Here is a 22,779-nt window from a genome sequence, read left to right on the forward strand (position 1 = left end):
CGTCAGGCGGGGGCGTCGCCGTGGTCGGGGATCTCCAGTTGGACGCCGCCTTGGAGGGCGGACTGGTGGGCGTAGATGCCGGGGAGGGTGTAGCGGGCGGCGACCCAGGCGTTGACGGGTGGGAGGGTTTTGGTGGTGACGGCTTGGACGAAGTCGTCGGCGAGGAAGTGATGGGAGCCCTCGTGGCCGTTGTGGAGGCCGTCGAACTCGCGTGGGAGGCGGCTGCGGTCGTGGACGGGTGAGAGGCCGGAGCGGAAGGCGTCGCGGAGGGCGGGGTCGACGTTCGCGAGGTCGTCGTCGTTCAGGTCGCTGCTGGGGGAGGTGCGCATGAGGTCGGTGATGTCCTCGACGCCCTCCTTGTTCTGCCAGACGGTGGTGGTGGCGAGCTGCTCGAAGCTGCCTTCGGTGCCGAAGACGCGCAGGCGCGACTCGCGGATGTGCGAGGGGTAGCCGACGCGGCGCATCTCGTTGGTCCGCATGACGCCGCCGTCCGCGAGTGTGAACAGGGCGGTCGCGTTCGAGAAGTCGTTGTCGAACTGGCTGATCTCCTTGTCGAAGACGCCGTCCCCGCGGTCGTCCTTCACACCCACGCAGGAGACATGGGTCGCGTGCTGGCCGGTCACCGACAAGACGTTGCCGACGGCATGCGTCGGGTAGAGCATGGGCGGGAACGACGCGGTCTTCTTCCAGTCCTCGCCGCCGCTGTACTGGTACGCCGCGTAGAACCCGAGATCCATGTCGTGGACGTAGTCGCCCTCGCTGTAGAACACCCGCCCGAAATCACCCGCGGCCAGCCGCTGCCGGCAGTACACCGACGACGGGTAGTAGAAGCTGGTCTCACCCATCATGTACGTCAGGCCGGTCTCCTTGACCAGCTCGATGATGCGCGCGATCTGGTCCGCCTCGATCGCCATCGGCACCGTCGAGTACACATGCTTCCCGGCCTCGAGCGCCCGGATCGCCATCTCCCCGTGGAACCACCGCTGGGTGAAGATCGCCACCGCGTCCACGTCGGATTCGAGCATCTCCTCGAACGACTGGTACGTCACCGCGATCCCCTGCTTGGCCGCCATCTCCGCCGTCCGCTCCGGCAGGACGTCGGTCAACCGCACCTCCGTCACCTCCGGATGCGCCGACCACAACCGCAGGAACGAAGGAGCGAACTGTCCGGCCCCGACCACACCGATGCTGATTCCCATGCCGCACAGGCAATCACACATTTTTGTTTCATGGAAGAACAAATTCACACGTCGGAACGTGTGAGGTACGCCTCGACGGCTTGGGTGGTGAGGGTGGCGGCTCGGTGGGCGGTTTGGCGGGTGGCGCCGGCTAGGTGGGGGGTGAGGGTGAGGTTGGGGGTGGTGTGGAGGCGGGAGGTCGGGGGGAGGGGTTCGGTGGGGTAGACGTCGAAGGCGGCGGCGGAGAGGTGGCCGGAGTCGAGGGCGTCGGCGATGGCTTCGTAGTCGAGGAGGGCGCCGCGGGCCGAGTTGACCAGGACCGAGCCGCGGGGCATGAGGGCCAGCTGGGCGGCGCCGATCAGGTTGCGGGTTTGGGGGGTCAGGCGGGCGTGGAGGGTGACCACCTGGGAGCGGCGGAGGAGGTCGTCGAGGTCGGTCAGCTCGATCGGGGCGGGGACGTCGGTGACGTAGGGGTCGGCGACCAGGACGTGGGCGCCGAACGCGAGCAGGACGCGGGCTACGCGTTGGCCGATGGCGCCGTAGCCGACCAGGCCGACGGTGGCGCCGTCGAGCTCAGAGCCGCAGTCGTCGTAGGAGTAGAGATCGCTGCGCCACTCGCCGTTCACGACGGTGCGGTGGAGTTGAGGGATCTTGCGGAGCGCCGCCATCATCAGCGCGATGGTGTGTTCGGCGGCGGCGGTTGCGTTGCGGCCGGGGGTGGCGGCGACGGTGATGCCGCGGGCGGCGGCGGCTTCGAGGTTGACGTTGACCGGGCCGCCGCGGCAGACGACCAGATGGCGCAGGTCGGGGGCGGCCTCGAGGACTCGTTCGGTGAACGGGCCCATCTGGGTGATCGCCAGCTCGACGCCGGGGAGCGCGGCGATCAGGTCATCCTCGGCATCCGATGCCTCATCCACCTCACCGACCGGGCCGTACGGTGTCAGCGGCCACGGCAAGGTGAGTTCGCGGACGTCGAAGCGCGCGTCCAGCGGCTCCAAAGCCGCAGCCAGTAAGGAGTTCCGGACGAAGTGGTCGCCGGCGAGCAAGGTCTTGACGATTCTCATCGAGCTCCTGACGTAGGCGCCGGATCGGCCCAGCGCGGGCGAGCATGCGCGATCCGCCGCAGATAATGGGCGTATCCCTCGGCATAGAAGGCGGCCCGCCCCGGATCCGGATCGACCTGCCGAGTCGGCGCCGCCCATTCCGGGCCGACCAGCCGCCGGGCGCAGATCACCGCACCGCGCGCGGCGACCTGCTCGCCCGCGGTCGTGTGCAGCGGCGTATTCAGCACATCGGCCAAGATCTGCGTCCACTCGGCACTCCGAGCCCCGCCACCGCACATCGTCACCCGCCCGGTCCATCCGGCGGCCTCCAGGCAGTGCCGGGCGGCGTACGCAATCCCTTCACAGGTTGCCCGAACCAGATCAGAGGTTGCCGTCGACAACGAAATCCCGTCGATCGTCCCCCGCGCCCGGGTATCGACGAACGGCGCCCGCTCCCCCGCCTCCGACAGGTACGGCAACACCGTCACGCCCCGAGCTCCCGGCGGACTCTCGGCCAGCATCCCCGGCAGCTGACCGACGTCGGCGCCAACCAGCGCGAGGATCCGATCGAGCGCCGCCGTCCCCACCATCGCCGGCATCGCCCGCAACCACACCCCCGGCGTCCACGTCCCGAGCAGCAACCCAGCAGGCTCGCCGTCCACCGGCAGCTCCCGCGTCACGACCTGACAGGCCAACGTCGTCCCAACGGTCAGCAACGCATCGCCAGGCTCGACAACCCCAGCACCAGCCGCAGCGGCCGGCAGGTCGTACGGCCCAGCCGAAACCCGAGTCCCACGAGCCAGCCCGGTCGAGTCATCCCGCAACTCACCCACCGGCCCGTCGACCACGACCGGCGCCAACAGCTCCCGCAGCGACGCCAACCCAGTCGCCGCCAACGCACGCTCGTCATAGTCGCCGGTCCGCGGATCCAGGAACGGCGCCGATGCGTCCGACACATCCGTCGCCCGCACCCCGGTCAACGCCTGCATCACCACGTCCTTGCAGTACGCCGCCGTCGCGGCCCGCTCGACAACGGCAGGCTCCTCAGCCAGCACGGCGGCCAGCAGCGGCCCGGATGCCCCCGGAAACATCCGATTCCCCGTACGCCGAAACACCTCGGCCGCGACCCCATCCGCAGTCCACCGGTCCAGCACCTCGCTGCTCCGCGCATCCAGCCAAGAGATCGCGGGCCGAACCGCCGCACCCACCGCATCGACCAGCCACAACCCATCACCCTGGCCGGTAATCGCCAGCACCCCTGGCCGATCCCCCACCACAGCAGCAAGTTCCCGCACCACCTCGTTGACCGAAGCAACAATCTCGGGGACGTCGTGCTCGAACCGCCCAGCCGCCGGCCGGACCAACCGGGTCGGTCGCGACGCCTCGGCCAGTGGGCGGCCGTCCGCATCGAAGGCGACCGCCTTGGTCACGGTCGTGCCGACATCAACACCGATGTCCATGCCGAACCCTTCTAGAACGCCGCGACCTCCACGGTGACGCCGTGGTCGCGGAGCGGGCGGATGAGGTCTTCCGGGGTCTTCTCGTCGACCACGACGAGGTCGAAATCGCCCAGCGGCGCGAGCCGGTGCAACGCCGTCCGCTGCAGTTTGGCGTGGTCGACGAGCAGCACCTTGGTCTTCGCGGCGCGCAGCATCGCACGCTTCACCAGCACGATCTCCTCCTCCTGGTGGAACGCGTGCGTCGGCGAAACCGCGGAGACCGAGCAGAACAACAGATCCGGATGCAGCGCCTCGACCGCCTCCGCGCACGGGACGCCGCCGAACGAGTCGTGCGTCGGCGAGTAGATCCCGCCAAGTGCGAGCAGGGTGATGTCGCGCCGCGGGGTCAGCCGGGTGATCGCCGGCAGGAAGTTCGTTGCCACGGTCAACGGGGTGATGTCGTCGAGCAGCTCGACCAGGCCGAACGCGCTGGTCGAGTCGTCGAGCATGATCGACATCCCGGGCTCGATCAGCGCGCGGGCATGCCGGGCGAGCGCGGCCTTCTCGGTCTGCGCGGTGGTCAGCCGGTAGGCGACGTTGCTCTCGAAGACGCTGGTCGGCTGCGCGCTGACCCCACCGCGGTACTTGCGGACGACGCCCTGCCGCTCCAGCTCGTCCAGATCGCGATGCACCGTCATCACGCTGACGCCGAAGGCCTCGACCAGGTCGCCGGCCGAGACCGAGCCGTGCTCGACGACGTACGCCGCGATCTCGGCCTGGCGCCGGGCCGGGCGGCTCAGCTCGCCGGCGTCACCGACATCCGCTGTCATGGTGTCTCCATTCGTCCTGCGGGAACGTTGTACGCCTCGAGCCCCACTGTGCCGTCCTGGTGCCGGAAACGCACGAGCGCCGCGGGACCGAGTGCCGGTAGCAGTCTGCGGTAGTCCTCCAAACGCAGCCCGAGCAACCGGCACACCAGCAGCCGAATGAGCGTGTTGTGCGCGACGACCAGTACCTTCCCGCCTTCGTGGGCCCGAGCCACCGCGTGGAAGCCCTCGACCGCCCGTTCGGCTGCCGCGACCGGATCCTCGCCGCCGGGGAAATGGTTCCGGACCGGGTCCAGCTCGAACGCCGTCGCGACCGCGGCCGGCAGCTCCACCAGCCGCTTCCCCTCGGCCGATCCGAAGTCGACCTCCCGGAACCGCGCATCCAGCACCGGCTCCAGCCCGAGCGCCGCGGCGGTCGGCGCGATCGTCTGCCGAGCCCGCAGCAGCGGCGAGCACCACAACGCATCCGGCGCGAAGGAGACCGCGAAATCCCTGACCTGCAAGGCCTGCTGGACGCCGACCTCGTCGATCGGCAGGTCGGACGAACCGGTGTACCGGTTACCGTGATGCCATGCGGTCCGCCCATGCCGCGCCAGCACGATCGTCGTCCTCATCCGCGACAACCCCGGGCGTCGAGTTCCGCGACAAAGGCGGCGTACAGGTCGTCGAGCCCCGACGGCCGCGGTTCGAGCACCCGATCGACCCGGACCATCCGCCGCGCGGTCTCGGTCACCGATCCGCCCCTGGACGCCGCGAGCACCGCCATCCCGTACGCCGGATCCGGCACCGCCGGGAGCTGCACCGGGACGCCGAGCACATCCGCGCGAAGCTGATTCCAGTACGCACTCCGGGTCGCGCCACCGGTCAACGACACCGTCCGAACCGGCTCCGCGCCCAGCCCGGCAAGGTGCTCGAACGCCAACCGCTCGACAAACGCCAGCCCTTGCAGGACGGCGGCATACGTGTCCAAAGGTGTCTCGACCCGGCCGATGGTGAACCGCGCAGCCGTCGGCGCGATGAACGGGAACCGCTCCCCCGGCTTCGACAACGGATAGATCGCCGCCTCGACCGGATGAGCCAGCTGATCGAAGACCGCCAGATCCGCCCCCGGTAGCAACACATTCAGCACGCCGGCGCCACTACTCGAAGCCCCGCCCGGCAGCCACCCGCCGTCCGGATGCCGATGGCTGTACACCGCGCCAGTGGGGTCGTCGAGAAGCTCCGCACTCACCCCCTTGAGCACGAGCGTCGTCCCGAGCACCGAATTCCAGGCCCCCGGGCTGAGCGCGCCGGCCGCGATCTGCGCGGCGCAGCCATCCGTCATCCCGGCGTACACTGGCACGCCGGACGGCGTTCGCCCCAGCTCGGCACCGGGACGCACAACAGCCGGGAACGCCGACAGCGGCAGACCCAGCTTCTCGAAGGCGGCAACCGGCCAGGCATCAGCGACCAGGTCGTATCCGGTCTTCAGCGCATGGCTGGTATCGGTCGCGACCGGCCGCCCGACGAGGTGCGCCGCGACGAAATCGGCGCTGTGGACGACGCGCCGGTCGTCACCCTCGGCAATCAGGTCGAGCACCTTCGGCAGCGCCCAGGTCGGCTGCATCGAGGTCGCCCAGCGGTCCGGGTCGGCGTCCACGATGTGGACACAACGGGCGGTCGACCGGGCGTCGTCGTACATCAGCGCGGGCGTGACCGGGCGCCCGGCGGCATCGGTCAACAGGAAGGTGCCGGACGTCGAACAGATCGCGATGCCCTCGACGGCGGACGCCGGCAGCTCGGCCAGGCAGCTGTCGACGGCGGCCAGCCAGGCCTGCGGATCCTGCTCGTGCCGGACGCCGTCGCGCCGGCTCGTCAGCGGTCGCGCGGACCGGGAGAGGACGGCGCCGGCCGGATCGACCAGCACCGCACGCACGCTCTGCGTGCCGAGGTCGATGCCGATCCAGCCCATCGCACACTCCTGCCGAGGTGTTATCGATGCCGGGAAGATAACACCAGAAGATGTGAAATGAGTCGGCTCCCATCACCGTGAGGGTGACAGGAGCCGGTTCGCCGCGACCGACTGCGCCTGAGCGTCGGGGCGGTGATCCAGGAACTCAGGAGTGCATGAGGACGAGCGCGGGATCCACGATCGCCAGCTCGACCCGGCCGGCGTCGACGGCTCCGAAGGCGCCGATCGGCCCACTGGCCGGGCGACCGGTGCGGCCGACCCAGAACCCCCAGTCGGCCGGGGCCTCCGGCCAGGCGGGGTCGGGCTCCCAGCCGAGCGGCGGCCGCCAGGTATCACTCGGCGGCTCGGGCCATTCAGGTGGCGGATTGAAACGGTACACGGGCGGTCCTTCCCAGATTCCCCAGCAAATCTGTGCCAGCGATCCGCGGTCTGCGAACTGTCTGACATCTCAACGACCTGGCGCGCCGAACGTCACGATCAAACCTTCGTAAAGTTTTTCGGCACCGAGCGATTCCACCACCAGACGCCGGGGACGGCAAGGAGCGGCTCAGCAGGCGGACTGCACATGCAGGTGCGGACGCGTTGAAAAGCGTTGAAAACAAGGCAGTTCGTTGCCTACGGAAACGAGTCGCCCGATCACGCTGCGTTGATGATGGATCGGTTCAGAGATCGGCGAGGCGGTCCCGGACCCGGTGGTGCGAGGTGAGCGATTCGGCGAGGGTGTAGCCGAGCTCGCGGTAGGCCTCGAAGTCCCACTCGTCGTAGAACTGGTCGCTGGTGGTCCGCCGCGGGAAGTCGGAATGGCCCATCGCGTACTGCTCGAGATCCCAGCCCAGCTGCCCGGCCAGCACGGCCTTCACCAGGAAGATCTCGGTCTTGTACGGTTTCGGCTCGCCCGCGGCCTGCGGATGCGTCGCGATCCCGTAGGTCCAGGCCCGGTCGGCGCGCGGTTTGGAGCCGCGGCGCATCGAGCTCGGGTCGATGTCGACCTCGATCCCGTGGTCCATCCGGGCGGTGGCGATCGCCTCGGCCAGCGCGTTGAACCGGTCCTCGGCATCGTTCGAGGCGTCGATCACGATGACCTGCGCGGGCTTACGGCGCAAGGCCTCGACCAGCCCGAGGTTGTCGTAGTGGCCGCCGTCGGTCACGTAGATCCGCCGGTCGTACATGGACGGCGACCCGATCGCCTCCCGCAGCAGCCGATACGGACCAGGTTTGTCGATCACGCTGCCGACGTACCGGCGGATCTTGGCGACGGCGCCGTGCACCTCGGGGAAGGTCGGCTCGGAGCGGTTGTTCCAGTACGGGTTGGGCAACCAGACGCCGAGCCGCGCGTTCAGGACGGCGAGCAGCAGCCGGATCGGCCTGGTCCGCCCGTTGACGCGGCCGGTCAGCGGGCTGACCGCGGCGCCGCTGATCGCCATCGCCGCCGGCACGGTGACCTCGCGCAGCAGCATGTCCGCCTCGCGCTCGTAGTCGTCGGTCCGCCGGCGCCCGCCGTCCGGCAGGGAGCGGTCGCCGACGATGCCGATGCGCTCGGCATCGAACACGAACGGCACGCAGTCGCGCTGGGTCGGGACGAAGTCGGCGTCCTCGACATTCGCGACGCCGGCGATCACGAGCTGCGGACCACCGCTGTCCGGCTTGGCCCACTCGGAGTAGCGCAGGCGTTTGTAGTAGTCGAGCGAGGCCGCGGCGCCGTTCGGCTTGCGGGTGACCAGGAACGCGCGCGACAACCGCTCGCGGTAGAACGAGTGCAGCGACGTCCGGTTCGCGTCGGTGAAGAGTTTGATCGCGGCGGCGATCGCGGCCAGGACCAGCGCGACGCTCCAGTCGTCCGGGCGCAGGTTCTCGCCGATCGCGTACCCGCCGGTCCAGCGCAGCAACACGATGACGGACGCGAGCACGATGATCGCCGTCCCGGCCCAGGGCGCGAGTTTGGTCTGCGCGAACGCGAGCAGCCGGTCCCGCAGCTTGTTCGACTCCTTGCCCTCGGCGGACAACCCGTTCCAGACCGCGCGACCGAGGCCGATCAGGACGACGACCAGCGCGCTGAACGACGCCACCCCTTGTTTGGTCGGGTCGACCAGCGCCAGCAGCTCCGACGGCAGACCGGTGTCGCCCGGCAGTTTGCCCAGCAGATAGAGGCCGCCCGGGACGCCGAGCAGCAGGACGGCGACCGGGACGCCGTACAAGAGCGACACGCTGCCGAGGGAGTTGAGGATCCGGCGGACGACGTCCGGCATCCGCGCCCAGCGGTCCCAGACCTTCTCGACCACGAAGGTCGCCGCGCTGATCCCGAGCAAGGCGGTCGCCGTCAGGAGGAACGTCCAGGAACCACCCGGCAGCAGGCTTACCTGGACATCGGCGAACCCGCGCACGACCACCTCCTGATCGGCGAGGTACCAGCCGAGCACCCAGGCGATCGCGCGCAACATGATGCCGATCAGCAGCAGGTTCACGACCAAGCCGAACAGGACCGACAGCCCGGCCCGGAAGATCGCTGGGCCGCCTTGGAGCAGGTACCGCGTCTGGCGGCGCAGCCGGGCAAGCTCGGGTGAGCCCTGGGCGAACGGGTCGGGGCAAGCGCGCCGCAGGACGTGGAACGCGGCCGCCATGTAACCGCCGCCGCTGACGCCGATCACCGTCGACGCCTTGTCGTACAGCCCCTGCTCCCGCAGGTGTTGCAACGCACCGAGGCAGAACGACGCGGATCGGATCCCGCCACCCGAGCAGGTGATGATGAGCCGGCCCGCGTCGACGCCCGCGTCGCCGTCCTGGGTGAAGGTGGCCGGCGGGTCCAGGCGGACGCCGTACAGCTTGCGCTGGCCGAAGCGGCTGGTGGCGAAGTAGCAGACCGCGAGCACGACCGCGCCGAGGACGCCGACACCCCGCATCACCCAGCTGAACGCACCGGTCGAGAGGTCGGCGCAGGAACCGGCGAACTCAGGCCAGAGCCGGACGTTCTCGATCACGTCCAGGACGGCGGCGGCGCAGACCAGCCAGGAGCCGACGGCCGCGATCTTGTGCCAGGACTGGCGGTTCAGGAACTTCACGTACTTGTACGCGCGGTAGGCCGCGTAGACGTAGGCCATGATGAACAGGCCGTCGACGAGCAGCGACAGCCGGCCCGGGACCTCGCACACCGTCGCGGCACTGGCCACCGCGGCCCGCATCGGCGACTGGACGACGACCAGCACGATCGCGAGCTGCAGTGTTCTCGTGAAGGTCCGGCGCCGCCCGATCTGCTCGATGGTGGCGTCGCCCTTGGTGCCTTCCGATTCCCCCAACATCGCCCCATGATGACGCCGCGTGATCAGGTCGTACCAGCTCTCGGTGGTCTCGATCCGGCCACACCCACCCGCGGTGATCACGTTTCGATCCTGGTGTGAGCTGTTTACAACGTCGTACTGGGCCCGGTACAAGGGTATCTACAACGTTGGCACAGCGGCTCGGAAGAGGTCTTGCCATGAGGTTCGCCCGCCCCATCCTCAGCGTTCTGGTCGCCGCGGTCCTGACCGGCACGCTGGCCGGCCCCGCGCCCGCTGCCGAGCCGTCGGAGGTGACCGCGATGTCGCAGACGTTCCGCAACCCGGTGAACCCGTCGGCCGACCCGTCGCTGATGTTCCACAACGGCAAGTACTACGTCGCGACGACCCGCGGCGACCGGATCGGGATCTGGTCCTCGCCGAGCCTGGCCACCTTGATGGCGCAGCCCGAGCAGGTCGTCTGGCGGGACAGCAATACCAGCCGCAACACCCAGATGTGGGCGCCGGCGTTCCGGCATGTCGGGAACCGCTGGTACATCTACTACACGGCCTCGGACGGCGTCGACGCCAACCACCGGATGTACGTGCTGGAGTCCGCGGGCGACGACCCGCTCGGCCCGTACTCGTTCAAGGCCAAGATCGCCGACTTCGGCGAGTACGCGATCGACGGCGAGCCGATCACGGTCAACGGCCAGCAGTACTTCGTCTGGACCGGTCCCGGCCGCGGGATGGGCGGTCCGCAGCAGCTCTACATCGTCCGGATGAGCAACCCGTGGACGGCGACCGGCGGGCGGGTCGCGATCCCGGCCGACGGCGGGTGTCACGAGGTCCGCGAAGGGCCGACGCCGATCTACGGGAAGAACCGGATCTTCCTGACCTACTCCACCTGTGACACCGGCAAGCCGGACTACCAGCTGTGGATGAAGAGCCTGGCCAACAACGCCGATCCGATGGTCGCGGCGAACTGGCAGCAGCACCCGGGCCCGATCTTCTCCCGTAACGACAGCACTGGTGTCTGGGGCCCCGGCCACCACTCGTTCTTCAAGTCGCCGGACGGCACCGAGGACTGGATCGCCTACCACGGCAAGAACACCAGCACCTACACCTACGACTTCCGCACCTCACGCGCGCAGAAGCTGACCTGGAACGCCGACGGGACGCCGAACCTCGGCAGCCCGCTGGCCGCCGGCGCCACCCAGTCCCTGCCGTCGGGAGACCCCGGCTCGTCGAACTACTGGATCAACGACTTCGACGCCGGCACCGGGATGAACCAGGTCGAGTACGCCGGGAACTGGAGCTCCGGATCCGGATGCGGTAACCAGTGCTTCTGGAGCAACGACCACTGGAGCAACGCCGTCAACGCCACCGCGACGATCCGGTTCACCGGCACCAAGGTCGCGCTGCTCAGCGTCAAGGACCGCGGGAACGGGATCGCCGCGATCTCCATCGACGGCGGGCCCGAACGACGCGTCGACTACTACAGCTCGATCCGCGTCGGCGAACAGCTCACCTATCTGAGCCCCACCTTGGCCCCCGGCCCGCACACCCTCCGCATCCGGGTCACCGGCGAGAAGAATCCGTCGTCCACCAACACGGTCATCAGCCTGGACCGGATCGAGGTCTACTGAGCAAGACCTGAGAGTATGGCTGGGTGAAGCGATTGCTACTGGGCGTCGGGCTGCTGCTCGTGGTCGCAGTAGGCGGCGCCGGCGGCTACCTCGCCGGCGACAGCTGGCCGCAGCGGACGACGTCGTCCGGAGACGCCGCTCCGCTCGAGCCGATCACCGTCGTACCGGTCAAGAAGCCGCTGCCGGTCAAGACGCCGGTGCCGAGCGACATCCCCGCTCTGCAGGCGGGGCTGGAGTATTCACGGCACAGCTTCACCGTGACGCCGGGCGGTCAGCAGGTCCGGCTCGCGCTGGAGACGCCGGACGGCTGGAAGCTCACTCGCGACCCGAAGTCGCCGGGTGAGGTGAAATTCCTGGAGCCCGGTCGGGAGCGCGGGATCCGGGTCGAGGCGGTCGAGCCGGCGACCCAGACCACCGCCCAGATGCTGGCAGCGCTCGAGATCGGCCTGAAGCAGAGCCAGCCGCCGGAGAACGACATCCGCATCGTCGGCAAGACCACCGACCGGCTGCGGACCGACGACGGCGAGCGGACCGTTTCGACGCTTACCTACACCTACATTCCGAACCAGACGCTCCGGATGGTCATCGTGCGCTGGGTGGCGACCGGCGACGATGACCTCGCCACCGTCGAGATGAGTATCTCCGGTCTCCCGCAGGACGCCGCGGCCCTCAAGGAAATCGCCTCGAACGCGACTCGGTCCGTCCGGCCGACCGGTTGAGATTCTGCACCGGATCCACACCGTCGCCCCGATAGGCTGTGCACTTCGCGATCGAGGTGAGGAGGGACGTGGCGAAGACCTGGACCAGGCGCGCGCTGCTCGGGTCGGGGCTGGTCGTGCTGACCGGTGTCGGCGGCGGGGGCGGCTACGTCCTCGGCGAGCTCCTCGACAACGAGGCGACCAGTATCTCCGACGCCGCTCTCCCGGCTGTGCCGCCCAAGGGCGCGCGCTCGTCGTCCTCGACACCGCCGAAGAAGGTGGTGCCCGACACGACCAGGGCGCTGGACGCGGACGGCCTGAGCTACAAGACGCGGGAGTTCGTTGTCACCGACGCGGTGAAATCCGCCGTCCGGGTGCGGGTTCCGTCGAACTGGTCGTACACGTTGCCGGAGCCGAAGGTCGGGCGGTTCACCGATCCGACCGGCCGGCGGTACATCCGGATCGGGGCCGGCTTCGCGCTGGACCGCTCGCCGGAGCAGCGGATGAACACCAAGATGTCGGACCTGAACTCGGTCCCGGCCGACCAGATGCTGACGATCAAGGCCTCGGACGTCGATCCGCAGACCAAGTCGGCGACGCTCGTCTACACCTTCGTGCCGGAGAACGTCGTCCGGCACGTCATCGTCCGCTGGGTGGCGAACGGCAACGGGGACTGCATGTTCGAGCTCGCCGTCACCGGCCTGCCGCAGGACCGGGTCGCCCTGGAGGCCATCCTGAAACAGGCCGAGGAGTCGGCCTTCCGGGAAGATTCCGACCTCTAGCGCCGTCTTCACGAAACTGTTACCCGGTTGACGCAACCGGACGCCGGCCCAGCTAGTCCTTGTTTATGACTGGGGAGGTGGGGCAGGTATGGCACGTCGGGGGACGGCTTTACTGGCATCCGGGCTGATGGCGATCGTCGCCCTCGGCGGCGCGAGCGGGTACGGGATCGGCTGGCTGAGCTCCTGGGAGCGGTCGGCCCAGGCGTCGCCGTCCGGGACGGCGCTGCCGATCAGCCGGCCGGGTGCGCCGAAACCGCCCGCGGGCTCGACCACCCCGACGCCGACGCCGTCCACTACGCCCAGCGGTCCGCTGCGCAAGATCGTGCCGGACGACACGGCGGCGCTGCCGGTCGGCGAGCTGAACTACAAGACCCGGATCTTCAGCGTGCAGAAGGTGCTGAAATCCAAGCTGATCGTGAAGGTGCCGGCCGACTGGACGTTCTCGCAGCCGGACCCGCCGGTCACCGGGCGGTTCACCGACCCGACCGGTAAGCGCTGGATCCGGCTCGAGGCCGGGTTCACCATCGAGCGGCCGCCGGCCGACTCGATGGCGCAGCGCGAGGCGCAGCTGGCCGGGAACCGGCAGCTGACGATCGTCTCGAAGACCGTCACGCAGAACTCCGCGACACTCGTCTACACCTATGTGCCACCGGCGGCGCAGGCGCCGATCGCCAACCTGCGCTACGTGATGGTGCGCTGGATCGCCGACGAGAGCGGGAACGTCGCCGTCGAGATGAGCTCCACCGGGCTGCCCCAGGACAAGGCGGCCCTCGCGGAGGTGCTCGACAAGGCGACGGACACCGTCAGCCGGCGCGACGGCGCGCTCTCGCCGTCCTGAGCGTCGCGCCGGAGTCGGTTGTGCCGGATATCGTTGCGCCGGATTTGGTTGCGCCGGGCATCAATTAGCTGACGACTCAGCAATCAGCGGGCCAGATGGCGCGGAAGATCTGGTAGCGCAGGCGGTAGAACCGGCGGCGGGTGGACTGGATCAGGGCAGGGGACGGCCGGAGCCGTTCCGTGGGGATGCGCACGGGATTCCTCGGACTTACTCGTACAACTGGGCAGGAAGCCCATCCGCCCGAGGTCAGCCGCCGGTCTTCACCGAATTCGCGATCTCGACCGCGCGGTCGCGGTCGTCGCTCGACATCAGGATCTGGATGAGCATCGAGTTGTTGGTCCCCGTCGCCAATACTCGTTGGAGGAGCATACCCTTTCCGCCGCCACACTCTGTCGAGATCTGGTCACGGACGTTGTGACCGTCGGCATCGGTGCCGGTACTCGGCGGCTCGATCCGGCCGCACTGGAAGTTGGGCGACGTACCGAACTGGACCCGGTCGTACCGGGCGCCGGTGTAGCCGAGGAAGATCCCCGAGCCGACCCCGCTGCTCCAGTCCTCGCTCTCGCTGTACCGGATCGCCGGCAGCGCCTTGCCCCCGCCGCCCGGCGGCTCCCATTGCGACTCGGCCCGCGACTGCAGCCAGCCGCGCGGCACCTTCAGCGTCAGATACCCGGCGTTCGACATCACCAACTGCCGGTCCTGCACGTAGTCCTGCGCACGCTGCCCTCCGAACCCGGCGCCCGCCCCCAGCACCAGCGCAGCCAAGCCCACCAGCACCCGCCGCCCCCAACGCCGCTTCTTCTTGGTCGGCGCCGCGGCCGACCCCGACTCCGCAGCCGCGGGCGTTGTGGAGTCAACAGCCCCCATCCCCGCGACAAACCCAACCGCAGAACCCGGCCCAGCAGCCGAACCGTCGACTGGTTCGGTAGTCGCCCCAGCGGTTTCCTCGGTGGTCGAGCCACTGGTCGGTCCGGCGGATGCCTCGGTGGTCCCGGAGGCTCCCCAGGCAGTCGTGCCAGCGGCGTCCCCGACAGTCGATCCAGTAGCCGACTCGGTGGTTCCCTCGGCCGTCGCGTCGGCGGGCGCGCTGGACCCGCCGGAGGCGGACTCGGTCAGCCCAACGGGCGCCCCGGCGGCCGCGCTGATCGCGCCGACTCCCTCGGTGGTCGCGTCAGCGGACGCGCTGGTTGTTTGGGGGGTGGCGGGGGGTTGGGTGGTGGGTTTGGGGAGGGTGGGTTGGTTGGCGTCGGAGAGGGCGGTGGGTTGGCCTTCTTCGGGTGGGGTGGTGAGGGTGATCGGGGTGGCGAAGCCGTGGGTGGTCTCGTCCAGGGCGCCGACGAGTTCGCGGGTGAAGGACTGGACGTCGGGCCAGCGGTTCTCCCGGTTGGGGTCGAGCGCGCGGACGATCGCGGCGTCGATCTTGTCCGGGACGGCGAAGCCCAGTGAGCTCGGCGGCTGGGCGGCGGCGACGCGGCCGGCGGCGCCGAGGCCGTCGACCTGATGCGGCGAGCGGCCGGTCAGGGCGGCGTACGCGACGGCGCCGAGGGAGTACTGGTCGGCGCGCTGGTCCAGCCGCTCGCCGAGCGCCTGCTCGGGGGCGACGTACGACGGGGTGCCGCCGGGGAGCGTGATCCGGGACACCTCGTCCAGCGACTTGCCGAGGCCGAGGTCGGACAGGACCGCGCGCTCGCCGTCGTCGTCGGTGCTGCGGAACAGCACGTTGGCCGGCTTCACGTCACGGTGCAGCAGCCCGCGCCGGTGCAGCGCCTGGAGACCCCGGCCGACCTGGACGACGACGTCCACCGCGACGGGCAGCGGCAGCGGCTCCGTCTTCAGCCGGTCGGCCAGCGTGCCGCGGTCGGCGTAGGTCAGGACCAGGAAGGGGCGGCCGTCCTCCAGCTCACCGACGTCGTGCACCTGGACGACGTGCTCGGACTCGACCCGGCGCAGGAACCGGCCCTCCTCGAGGAACCGGCGCCGGACCGAGTCGTCGTGCCCCCAGTTGTCGGCGAGCACCTTGATCGCGACCTCGGCGTCCAGTTGCTCATCGTGAGCGAGCCATACCGTAGCGAAACCGCCTGAGCCCAGGCGTCGGCGCACGACGTATCGGCCAAGTCTGGTTGGGACCCCCATACAAGGCATTATGTAGTACAGGGAGTCCCTGCCCGGGGCCGATCGACAGCAAAGGCGCAGATGAGCGAGAGCACCAGCCCGACCGACGACCTCGGAGTCCTGGCCGAGCGGGCCAAGGACGGCGACCGGAACGCGATGGACGACCTGCTTCGCCAGGTGCACCCGCGCGTCCTGCGGATCTGCCGCAGCGTGCTGCCGTACTCCGCGGACGCCGAGGACGCCGCTCAGGAGGCGCTGCTCAACATCGCGACCAAGATCCACACCTACTCGGGCCGGAGCAGCTTCTCGACCTGGGTGCACTCGGTCGCGGCCAACTCGGCGCGCTCGACGTACCGCAAGCTGAAGCGCACCGCGCAGGCCGCGCACAACCCCGAGACGATGGAGAAGCCGGACCCGCGGACGACGTCCGTCATCGCCGGCACCCGCCTGGACCTCCTGGAGGCCCTGGAGACGCTCGAGCGCGACCGGCCGCAGATGGTCACCCCGCTGGTCCTGCGCGACGTCTACGGGCTGTCCTACGAGGAGATCGCGGCCGAGGTCGGTGCCCCGCTCGGCACGGTCAAGTCCCGGATCCACGACGCCCGCGAGGTCGTCCGGCCGCTGCTGCGCCCGAAAGACTGACCGCCCGCGGCCTGCTGCGGAACAGCGACTACCTGAAGCTGCTCAGCGGCCAGACGATCAGCTCGGTCGGCTCGGCGATGAGCGGCTTCGTCTTCACCCTGCTCGCGCTGTCCATCACCGGCTCGACCGTCCAGGCCGGGCTCGTCGGTACGGCGTCCGCACTCGGCGGAACCCTGATGGCGCTGCCCGGCGGCGCCTTGGCCGACCGGGTGAACCGCCGCGCGCTGATGCTCGGCTACAGCGCCGCCGGGACGCTGCTGTTCGGCTCGGTCGCGGTCGCCGGGTGGCTCGACGTCCTGACGCTGCCGCACCTGATCGCGGTCGCCCTGCTGAACGGCGCGGGCTACTCCGTCTTCATGCCCGCCGAGACCGGTGCGCTGCGGCAGATCGTCGAGCCAGCCCACCTCGGGACGGCGCTCGCGGCGAACAACGGCCGTGAACACGCGGCCGGGCTGATCGGCGCTCCACTCGGTGGCCTGCTGTACTCGATCGGCCGGACGCTCCCGATCGCGGTCGACGCCGTCTCCTACCTGGTGATGACGTTCCTGCTGGCCTCGATCCGGCACCCGCTCCCGGCCGTGCGGCCCAGCCGCCCGGAGCCGATGCTCGCCGCGATCCGCTCCGGCCTGAGCTGGCTCTTCCGGCAACCTGCGCTGCGGACGATCGGGATCGTCTCGACCGTGCTCAACTTCGCCGGCACCGGGATCCTGTTCGTCCTGATCGTGAGCATGCAGCAGCGCGGCGTACCGGCGTCCGTGATCGGGCTGCTGACGACATCGATGGGCGTCGGCGGCCTGCTGGGCGCGATCGCGGCGCCGAAACTGCTCGCGGTGTTGCCGGTCGGCCGGATCGCGCTCGCCGGCGGCTGGGTGGTCGCGATCGCACTGGGCGCCACGGCGTTCAGCACGGATCCGGTGCTGCTGATCGCGCTGCCGGCGTTCGGGTTCTTCCTGCTGCCGGCGGTGAACTCCGGTCTGTTCGGTTACCAGATGCTGACTACCCCGGACGAGCTGCAGGGTCGCGCCAAGAGCGCGGTGATGTTCCTGGCGAACGGCGTCAACCCGCTGGCGCCGCTGCTCGGCGGGGTCCTGCTCGGCGCGGCGGGTGCGCGCGCGGCGCTGCTGGTCTTCGGGGCCTTGTTCGTCGCCGGTGCGGTACTGCTCACGTTCAGCCGGTCGATCCGAAAGATCCCGTTGCTCTCGACCGTGAGCGATGCTCAGATGGGGGTATGAAGAAGCTCATCAACGACCCTGCCGATGTTGTGAGTGAAGCGCTGCTCGGGATGGCGGCCGCGCACCCGGACCGGCTGCGGGTGGACCACGAGAACCGGATCGTCTACCGCAAGGCCGAGCCGCGACCGGGGAAGGTCGGGCTGATCTCCGGCGGCGGATCCGGGCACGAACCGCTGCACGGCGGGTTCGTCGGGCTCGGGATGCTGGACGCCGCCTGCGCGGGTGAGGTGTTCACCTCCCCGGTGCCGGACCAGATGATGGCCGCGACCAAGGCGGTGGACGCGGGCGCCGGCGTCCTGCACATCGTGAAGAACTACACCGGCGACGTGATGAACTTCGAGATGGCCGCCGAGCTGGCCGCCGCGGACGCCGGGACGGAGGTCCGGTCGGTGGTGACGAACGACGACGTCGCCGTCCAGGACAGCCTGTACACGGCCGGGCGGCGCGGTGTCGGGGTGACCGTGCTGCTGGAGAAGATCGTCGGCGCGGCCGCCGAGGAAGGGCGCTCGCTGGCCGAGGTCGCGGACCTCGCGCAGCGGGTGAACGACAACGGCCGCAGTATGGGGATGGCGCTCACGTCGTGCACGGTCCCGGCCGCGGGGAAGCCGACGTTCGACCTGGCCGAGAACGAGATGGAGGTCGGGATCGGCATCCACGGCGAGCCCGGCAGACAACGGTTGCCACTGGCCCCCGCGCGCGAGGTCGCCGCACTGCTGGTCGACCCGGTGCTGTCGGATCTTCCTTACCAGCAAGGCGATTCGGTGATTGCCTTCGTCAACGGCCTGGGCGGGACGCCGTTGCTGGAGCTCTACCTGATGTACAACGAGGTGGCGCAGCTGCTCGATCGGGCCGGGATCACCGTGGCCCGCTCGCTGGTCGGCAACTACATCACCTCGCTGGAGATGGCCGGCTGTTCGGTGACGCTGCTGAAAGCCGACGACGAGTTGGTCCGGTTGTGGGACGCGCCGGTGAACACTCCAGGGCTGCGGTGGGGCGCGTGATCGATAAATTCGCCGCCTGGCTGCGGGATTCCGCGCAGGTGCTGCACGAGAATGCGGCGTACCTCACAGAGCTCGACTCGGCGATCGGGGATGCCGATCACGGCGCGAACCTGGATCGTGGATTCGGCGCCGTCGTGGCGGTGCTCGACGAGACCTCGTTCGGGTCCGTCGACGAATTGCTGAAGAAGGCCGGGATGACACTGGTGAGCAAAGTCGGTGGGGCGAGCGGGCCGTTGTACGGGACGTTCTTCCTCCGCTTCGGTACGGCGCTCGCGGGCGCCGAGCTGACACCTTTGTCGATCGGCGTGGGACTGCGGGCCGGCGTCGAGGGGATCCTCGCGCGCGGCAAAGCCGAACTGGGGGACAAAACCATGTACGACTCCTGGGCGCCGGCCCTCGACGCGTATGACGCTTCGGTCGCGAGCGGCGGTGATCTCGGGGCGGCCCTGACCGCTGCCGCCGAGGCCGCCGCCAAGGGGCGGGACGCGACCGTGCCGCTGGAGGCCCGGAAGGGCCGCGCGAGCTACCTCGGCGCGCGCAGCGTCGGCCATCAGGATCCGGGCGCGACGAGCACCACCCTGCTGCTCGAGTCGGCCGCGCGGACGCTCGCATGATCGGCATCGTGGTGGTTTCGCACAGCCGCGCGCTGGCGACCGCGGCGGTCGGGATGGCATCCGAAATGGTTGCGGACGGCAATCGGCCGGTGATCGTGGTCGCGGCCGGGCTGGACGAGACGACCTTCGGCACGGACGCGGTGGCGGTCTCCGAGGCGATCGCGGCCGCGGACTCGGCGGACGGCGTCCTGGTCCTCCTGGATCTGGGCAGCGCGGTGCTGAGCGCCGAGCTGGCGCTGGAGTTCATCGATCCCGAGTTGGCATCGCGGGTGCGGTTGACCAGCGCGCCGCTGGTCGAGGGGCTCGTCGCTGCGGCGGTGACGGCTTCGACCGGCGCAGCGCTGGACGAAGTGGCTGCTGAGGCGGAGCGCGGGCTGCTCGGTAAGCAGGAGCACCTCGGTGCCGGCCCCGCGCCATCGGAGCCTGCCGCCGTCGAGGGCGGGCAGTCCGTTGAGGTTGTCGTGAGCAACCAACATGGCTTGCATGCGCGTCCGGCGGCGCGCCTGGTCGGGCTGGTGAACGGGTTCGACGCCCGGGTCACAGTCACGGACGTGGACACCGGGCACGGGCCAGTCGACGCCGGCAGTCTCAGCATGGTCGCGACGCTGAATGCGATTCGCGGGCACTTGCTGCGGTTCACCGCCGAAGGTCCGGAGGCAGAGGCGGCCCTGGCCGCCATCCAGGAGCTCGCCACGGAGAACTTCGGCGACGACGAGCCCGCCCGCTTCCCGGCCCGCCTGAGCGCGCCGACAGAAGGCGACAACGGCGGGTCCGGGCTGGACGTCGCGTTCGGCCCGGCCGTGCTGGCCAGCGGCCTCGTCGACGTCAGCGGATATGTTGCCGGTGACAACGAGTCCGCGCGCCTGGATGCAGCGGTCGAGGCGGTCGCCGAGGAGCTGCGGAGGTTGCGCGACGCGAGTCCCGACCTCGCCGGGATCTTCGAGGCACAGCTGGCGCTGCTGACCGATCGCCAGCAGTTGAAGGAGATTCGCGAGGTCCTGGACCGCGGCGCGTCGGCGGTGAATGTCTGGCAGCTGGTCTACGACCGGCTCGCGCAGCGGTTCGAGGAGCTGCACGACGCGTACCAGCGGGAGCGCGCACAGGATGTCCGGGCCGTTCGTGATCGCGTCCTGCGGCATCTGACGGGCACCACGGAGGACAGCCCGATCGAGGTCGAGACCGATCAGCCCGCCATCCTCGTCGTACCGGAGCTGGATGCGGCGACGGCCGCCATGCTGAACGGTCAGCGTTTCGCCGGCGTCGCAGTCCGGGCGGCTGGGGCGACTGGGCACGGAGTGATCGTGGGCCGGTCGCGCGGGATTCCGCTGATCACCGGGATCGGCGACGTCGAGGTGCCGGCCGGTGCGATGGTTGCGTTCGATGCCCGCAAGGGCTCGTTCGAGATCGAGCCCGACGTGGCGCAGGTCCGGGCGACGATCGCGGAGCGGGTGGCCGAGCAGGAGCAGGCAGCCACGGAGGCGGAGTTGCCGGCCGTGACGGTCGACGGCCGCCAGGTCGCCGTCCTGGTGAACGTCGGAACGGTGCACGACGCGCTCGCGGTGCGGGGCGCGGAGGGGTCCGGGCTGGTGCGGACCGAGCTGCTGTTCGGGGATCGGCGTACGGCGCCGTCCGTCGCCGAGCAGGTCGAGGCCTTCCGGGCCGTGGCCGCGGCGCTGCCGGGCAAGCCGATCACCATCCGGACCTGGGACGTCGGCGGCGACAAGCCGTTGCCGTTCCTGCCGCAGGAGCAAGAGGCGAACCCGTTCCTCGGCGAGCGCGGGCTACGAGCGTTCCGGCGCCAGCCGGAGCTGCTCCGCGACCAGCTCGAGGCAGTCCGGCAGATCGCGGCCGAGATCCCCGTGCAGGTGATGTTCCCGATGGTCACCACCGCCGACGAGGTCGCCTGGGCGCTGGACGAGCTCGGGCCGCGCCCGGAGGGTCTGAAGGTCGGCATCATGATCGAGGTGCCCGCAGCAGCCTTGCGGGTGGCCACGCTGACCACTGGCCTGGACTTCGTGAGTATCGGGACCAACGACCTGACGCAGTACGTCACCGCGACCGACCGGACAAATCCGGCGGTGGCTGCGCTGGCGGACGGGCTGGACCCGGCTGTGCTGCAGCTGGTCGATCACGTCGTCCGCAATGCCGGCGTCCCGGTGGGAGTGTGTGGCGACCTGGCCAGCAACCCGCAGGCCGCCGTCATCCTGGCTGCGCTGGGTGTGCACTCGCTGAGTGCTATCGCGCCGCAGGTACCGCTGGTGAAGGCCAGACTGCGGGAGGCCGATCTGAGACTGATCGACACCGCCGCAGTGCTGGCTGCGCGTGACGGGGATCAGGTACGCGGCTTGCTGTAGTAACGCAGCTCGACCAGGTTGAAGCCGGATGTGCGCTCGGGCTTGGCGGGGAGCGTGTAGCTCTCGCCAGGCTCGAGGTAAGTCACATCCGGGTTCGCCAGGTCGAGGTCGACCACCAGCGCCGGGTAGCCGCCGGTGCGCCAGGTGTAGGACTCCCCCGCGTCCGGCGTCACATGCTGCACCCGGACGTCGTCCTCGTCGACAACCACCTTCGTCGGGACCTCACCCACCTGATCGAACCCGGCCTCGGCGGTGGCTGTGACGCCGTACGGCTCGCCGGAGGCCTCCTCGCCCAGGTCAAGGAGCTCGATCAGCCGGTTCAGGTACAGCGCGCCGCCGTCGTTGGTAAGCATGTGCACCGGCGACACCGGCCGGTAGACCGAGCCGCCCACTGTCTCGCTCAGTTCGCGCGCTGGGCTCCCGTCGAGCCAGTCCATGTGACACGGCGAGGTGGACAGGCACAGGACGACGTACGGGTTGTGGTGCAGGTGCCAGCCCTGCGCCTCGCCCGGCGCCAGCTGCACCTCCCACACGCGGACGCGGGAGTTCTTCAGCAGCACTCGGGTGCCGATCTCACCGAGAACGACCTCGGTGCCATCGGGCGCGGTGACGGCGGTGCCTGCGGTCATGCGGTTTTCTCCTCGATCGCTCGTTCCATAGCGACACCGGCCAGCTTCACGCCGTCCGGCATCGGCAACTCGGCAGTCCCCACCTCGACAAACCCAAAAGCCCGGTAGAGCGGCACTCCGGGCAGTGTGGCCATCAGCGCCAGCCGAGTGAACCCCTCGGCCCGCGCCGCGTCCGTACAGGCCGTCAGAATCGCCCGAGCCAGCCCGCGCCGCGTCCAGTCACTCCGGACGAACATCGCCCGGATCCGCGCCGGCTCCGTCGCCGGATCCAGCAGCCGCTCGTCAGCCCCCGCCGTACTCGCGTTGAACAGCTTGTTCCGCCGGCTCCACCCACCGCACGCCACAATCTCCCCACCGACCTCATGCACGTAATACGTGCCGTCCGCGATCAGCGCCGGGTCCAGCCTCGTAATGTGCTCAGCCGCGCTCGCAGTCTCCACAGCATCGTGAAACGCCGGAAACAGCTCCAGCACCGACGCCCGCCCCAACGCCGCCACCGCACCACTGTCCGCAGCCACCGCCAACCGCAACACAGGCTCCAC

20 protein-coding genes and 1 pseudogene are annotated in these 22,779 nt (G+C 69.7%); 10 read left to right on the forward strand and 11 right to left on the reverse strand.

Annotated elements, in window-relative coordinates:
- Positions 1-2: 2 nt before the first annotated feature.
- From ACZ6ZD_RS06265 to ACZ6ZD_RS06300, 8 genes are all read right to left on the reverse strand, one after another.
- A complete protein-coding gene (locus ACZ6ZD_RS06265; RefSeq protein ID WP_465668902.1) occupies positions 3-1,199 on the reverse strand; it encodes a Gfo/Idh/MocA family protein in 1,197 nt (398 codons plus the stop codon).
- 44 nt (positions 1,200-1,243) lie between these two features.
- Positions 1,244-2,242 (reverse strand): 2-hydroxyacid dehydrogenase, encoded by a 999-nt coding sequence (locus ACZ6ZD_RS06270; RefSeq protein WP_465668904.1) that lies wholly within the window; start codon positions 2,240-2,242, stop codon positions 1,244-1,246.
- Complete coding sequence (locus ACZ6ZD_RS06275) at positions 2,239-3,681, reverse strand: FGGY family carbohydrate kinase (protein WP_465668906.1); 1,443 nt, start codon at positions 3,679-3,681, stop codon at positions 2,239-2,241. The genes ACZ6ZD_RS06270 and ACZ6ZD_RS06275 overlap by 4 nt, the downstream gene beginning before the upstream one ends.
- Before the next feature lie 11 nt (positions 3,682-3,692).
- Positions 3,693-4,490 (reverse strand): DeoR/GlpR family DNA-binding transcription regulator, encoded by a 798-nt coding sequence (locus ACZ6ZD_RS06280; protein ID WP_465668908.1) that lies wholly within the window; start codon positions 4,488-4,490, stop codon positions 3,693-3,695.
- A complete protein-coding gene (locus ACZ6ZD_RS06285; protein WP_465668910.1) occupies positions 4,487-5,101 on the reverse strand; it encodes a histidine phosphatase family protein in 615 nt (204 codons plus the stop codon). Before ACZ6ZD_RS06285 ends, ACZ6ZD_RS06280 begins: the two co-directional genes overlap by 4 nt.
- Positions 5,098-6,438 (reverse strand): FGGY-family carbohydrate kinase, encoded by a 1,341-nt coding sequence (locus ACZ6ZD_RS06290; protein WP_465668912.1) that lies wholly within the window; start codon positions 6,436-6,438, stop codon positions 5,098-5,100. The genes ACZ6ZD_RS06285 and ACZ6ZD_RS06290 overlap by 4 nt, the downstream gene beginning before the upstream one ends.
- A gap of 145 nt (positions 6,439-6,583) precedes the next feature.
- Positions 6,584-6,817 (reverse strand): hypothetical protein, encoded by a 234-nt coding sequence (locus ACZ6ZD_RS06295; protein ID WP_465668914.1) that lies wholly within the window; start codon positions 6,815-6,817, stop codon positions 6,584-6,586.
- A 283-nt stretch (positions 6,818-7,100) separates the two neighbouring features.
- The gene (locus tag ACZ6ZD_RS06300; protein WP_465668916.1) at positions 7,101-9,812 is read right to left on the reverse strand and encodes a hypothetical protein; all 2,712 of its coding nucleotides are present in this window, start codon (positions 9,810-9,812) and stop codon (positions 7,101-7,103) included.
- Between the two features lie 95 nt (positions 9,813-9,907).
- Here ACZ6ZD_RS06300 and ACZ6ZD_RS06305 point away from each other — a divergent pair, with 95 nt between their 5' ends.
- The 4 genes from ACZ6ZD_RS06305 (at position 9,908) to ACZ6ZD_RS06320 (ending at position 13,653) form a co-directional block, all read left to right on the forward strand.
- Complete coding sequence (locus ACZ6ZD_RS06305) at positions 9,908-11,335, forward strand: family 43 glycosylhydrolase (protein ID WP_465668918.1); 1,428 nt, start codon at positions 9,908-9,910, stop codon at positions 11,333-11,335.
- 23 nt (positions 11,336-11,358) lie between these two features.
- Positions 11,359-12,054, forward strand: a complete 696-nt coding sequence (locus tag ACZ6ZD_RS06310) for a hypothetical protein (RefSeq protein ID WP_465668920.1) — start codon at positions 11,359-11,361, stop codon at positions 12,052-12,054.
- A gap of 68 nt (positions 12,055-12,122) precedes the next feature.
- Positions 12,123-12,815: a hypothetical protein gene (locus ACZ6ZD_RS06315; protein ID WP_465668922.1), complete on the forward strand. Its 693-nt coding sequence runs from the start codon at positions 12,123-12,125 to the stop codon at positions 12,813-12,815.
- An 88-nt stretch (positions 12,816-12,903) separates the two neighbouring features.
- Positions 12,904-13,653: a hypothetical protein gene (locus ACZ6ZD_RS06320; RefSeq protein WP_465668924.1), complete on the forward strand. Its 750-nt coding sequence runs from the start codon at positions 12,904-12,906 to the stop codon at positions 13,651-13,653.
- 246 nt (positions 13,654-13,899) lie between these two features.
- On the opposite strand, the gene ACZ6ZD_RS06325 is transcribed toward ACZ6ZD_RS06320, so the two are convergent.
- Complete coding sequence (locus ACZ6ZD_RS06325; protein ID WP_465668926.1) at positions 13,900-15,753, reverse strand: protein kinase domain-containing protein; 1,854 nt, start codon at positions 15,751-15,753, stop codon at positions 13,900-13,902.
- 93 nt (positions 15,754-15,846) lie between these two features.
- Here ACZ6ZD_RS06325 and ACZ6ZD_RS06330 point away from each other — a divergent pair, with 93 nt between their 5' ends.
- From ACZ6ZD_RS06330 to ACZ6ZD_RS06355, 6 genes and pseudogenes are all read left to right on the forward strand, one after another.
- On the forward strand, positions 15,847-16,407 hold the full coding sequence (locus ACZ6ZD_RS06330; RefSeq protein WP_465668928.1) for an RNA polymerase sigma factor: 561 nt from the start codon (positions 15,847-15,849) through the stop codon (positions 16,405-16,407).
- 38 nt (positions 16,408-16,445) lie between these two features.
- A complete protein-coding gene (locus ACZ6ZD_RS06335; RefSeq protein WP_465672632.1) occupies positions 16,446-17,639 on the forward strand; it encodes an MFS transporter in 1,194 nt (397 codons plus the stop codon).
- Positions 17,636-18,640 carry a dihydroxyacetone kinase subunit DhaK gene (dhaK, locus tag ACZ6ZD_RS06340; protein ID WP_465668930.1) on the forward strand — a complete coding sequence of 335 codons (1,005 nt, stop codon included), beginning with the start codon at positions 17,636-17,638 and terminating at the stop codon, positions 18,638-18,640. The genes ACZ6ZD_RS06335 and dhaK overlap by 4 nt, the downstream gene beginning before the upstream one ends.
- The gene (gene dhaL, locus ACZ6ZD_RS06345; RefSeq protein ID WP_465668932.1) at positions 18,628-19,254 is read left to right on the forward strand and encodes a dihydroxyacetone kinase subunit DhaL; all 627 of its coding nucleotides are present in this window, start codon (positions 18,628-18,630) and stop codon (positions 19,252-19,254) included. The genes dhaK and dhaL overlap by 13 nt, the downstream gene beginning before the upstream one ends.
- A pseudogene (gene dhaM, locus ACZ6ZD_RS06350) lies at positions 19,251-19,652 on the forward strand (dihydroxyacetone kinase phosphoryl donor subunit DhaM); the annotation flags it as partial. The gene dhaL and the pseudogene dhaM, both read left to right, overlap by 4 nt.
- Positions 19,629-21,608 carry an HPr family phosphocarrier protein gene (locus ACZ6ZD_RS06355; RefSeq protein WP_465672634.1) on the forward strand — a complete coding sequence of 660 codons (1,980 nt, stop codon included), beginning with the start codon at positions 19,629-19,631 and terminating at the stop codon, positions 21,606-21,608. The pseudogene dhaM and the gene ACZ6ZD_RS06355, both read left to right, overlap by 24 nt.
- On the opposite strand, the gene ACZ6ZD_RS06360 is transcribed toward ACZ6ZD_RS06355, so the two are convergent.
- Entirely contained in the window at positions 21,587-22,237 is a 651-nt protein-coding gene (locus ACZ6ZD_RS06360; RefSeq protein WP_465668934.1) for a cupin domain-containing protein, read from the reverse strand. The two genes, ACZ6ZD_RS06355 and ACZ6ZD_RS06360, sit on opposite strands and share 22 nt — an antisense overlap.
- The gene (locus ACZ6ZD_RS06365) at positions 22,234-22,779 is read right to left on the reverse strand and encodes a GNAT family N-acetyltransferase (RefSeq protein ID WP_465668936.1); all 546 of its coding nucleotides are present in this window, start codon (positions 22,777-22,779) and stop codon (positions 22,234-22,236) included. The genes ACZ6ZD_RS06360 and ACZ6ZD_RS06365 overlap by 4 nt, the downstream gene beginning before the upstream one ends.

Source organism: Kribbella sp. NPDC104218, from assembly GCF_055584105.1.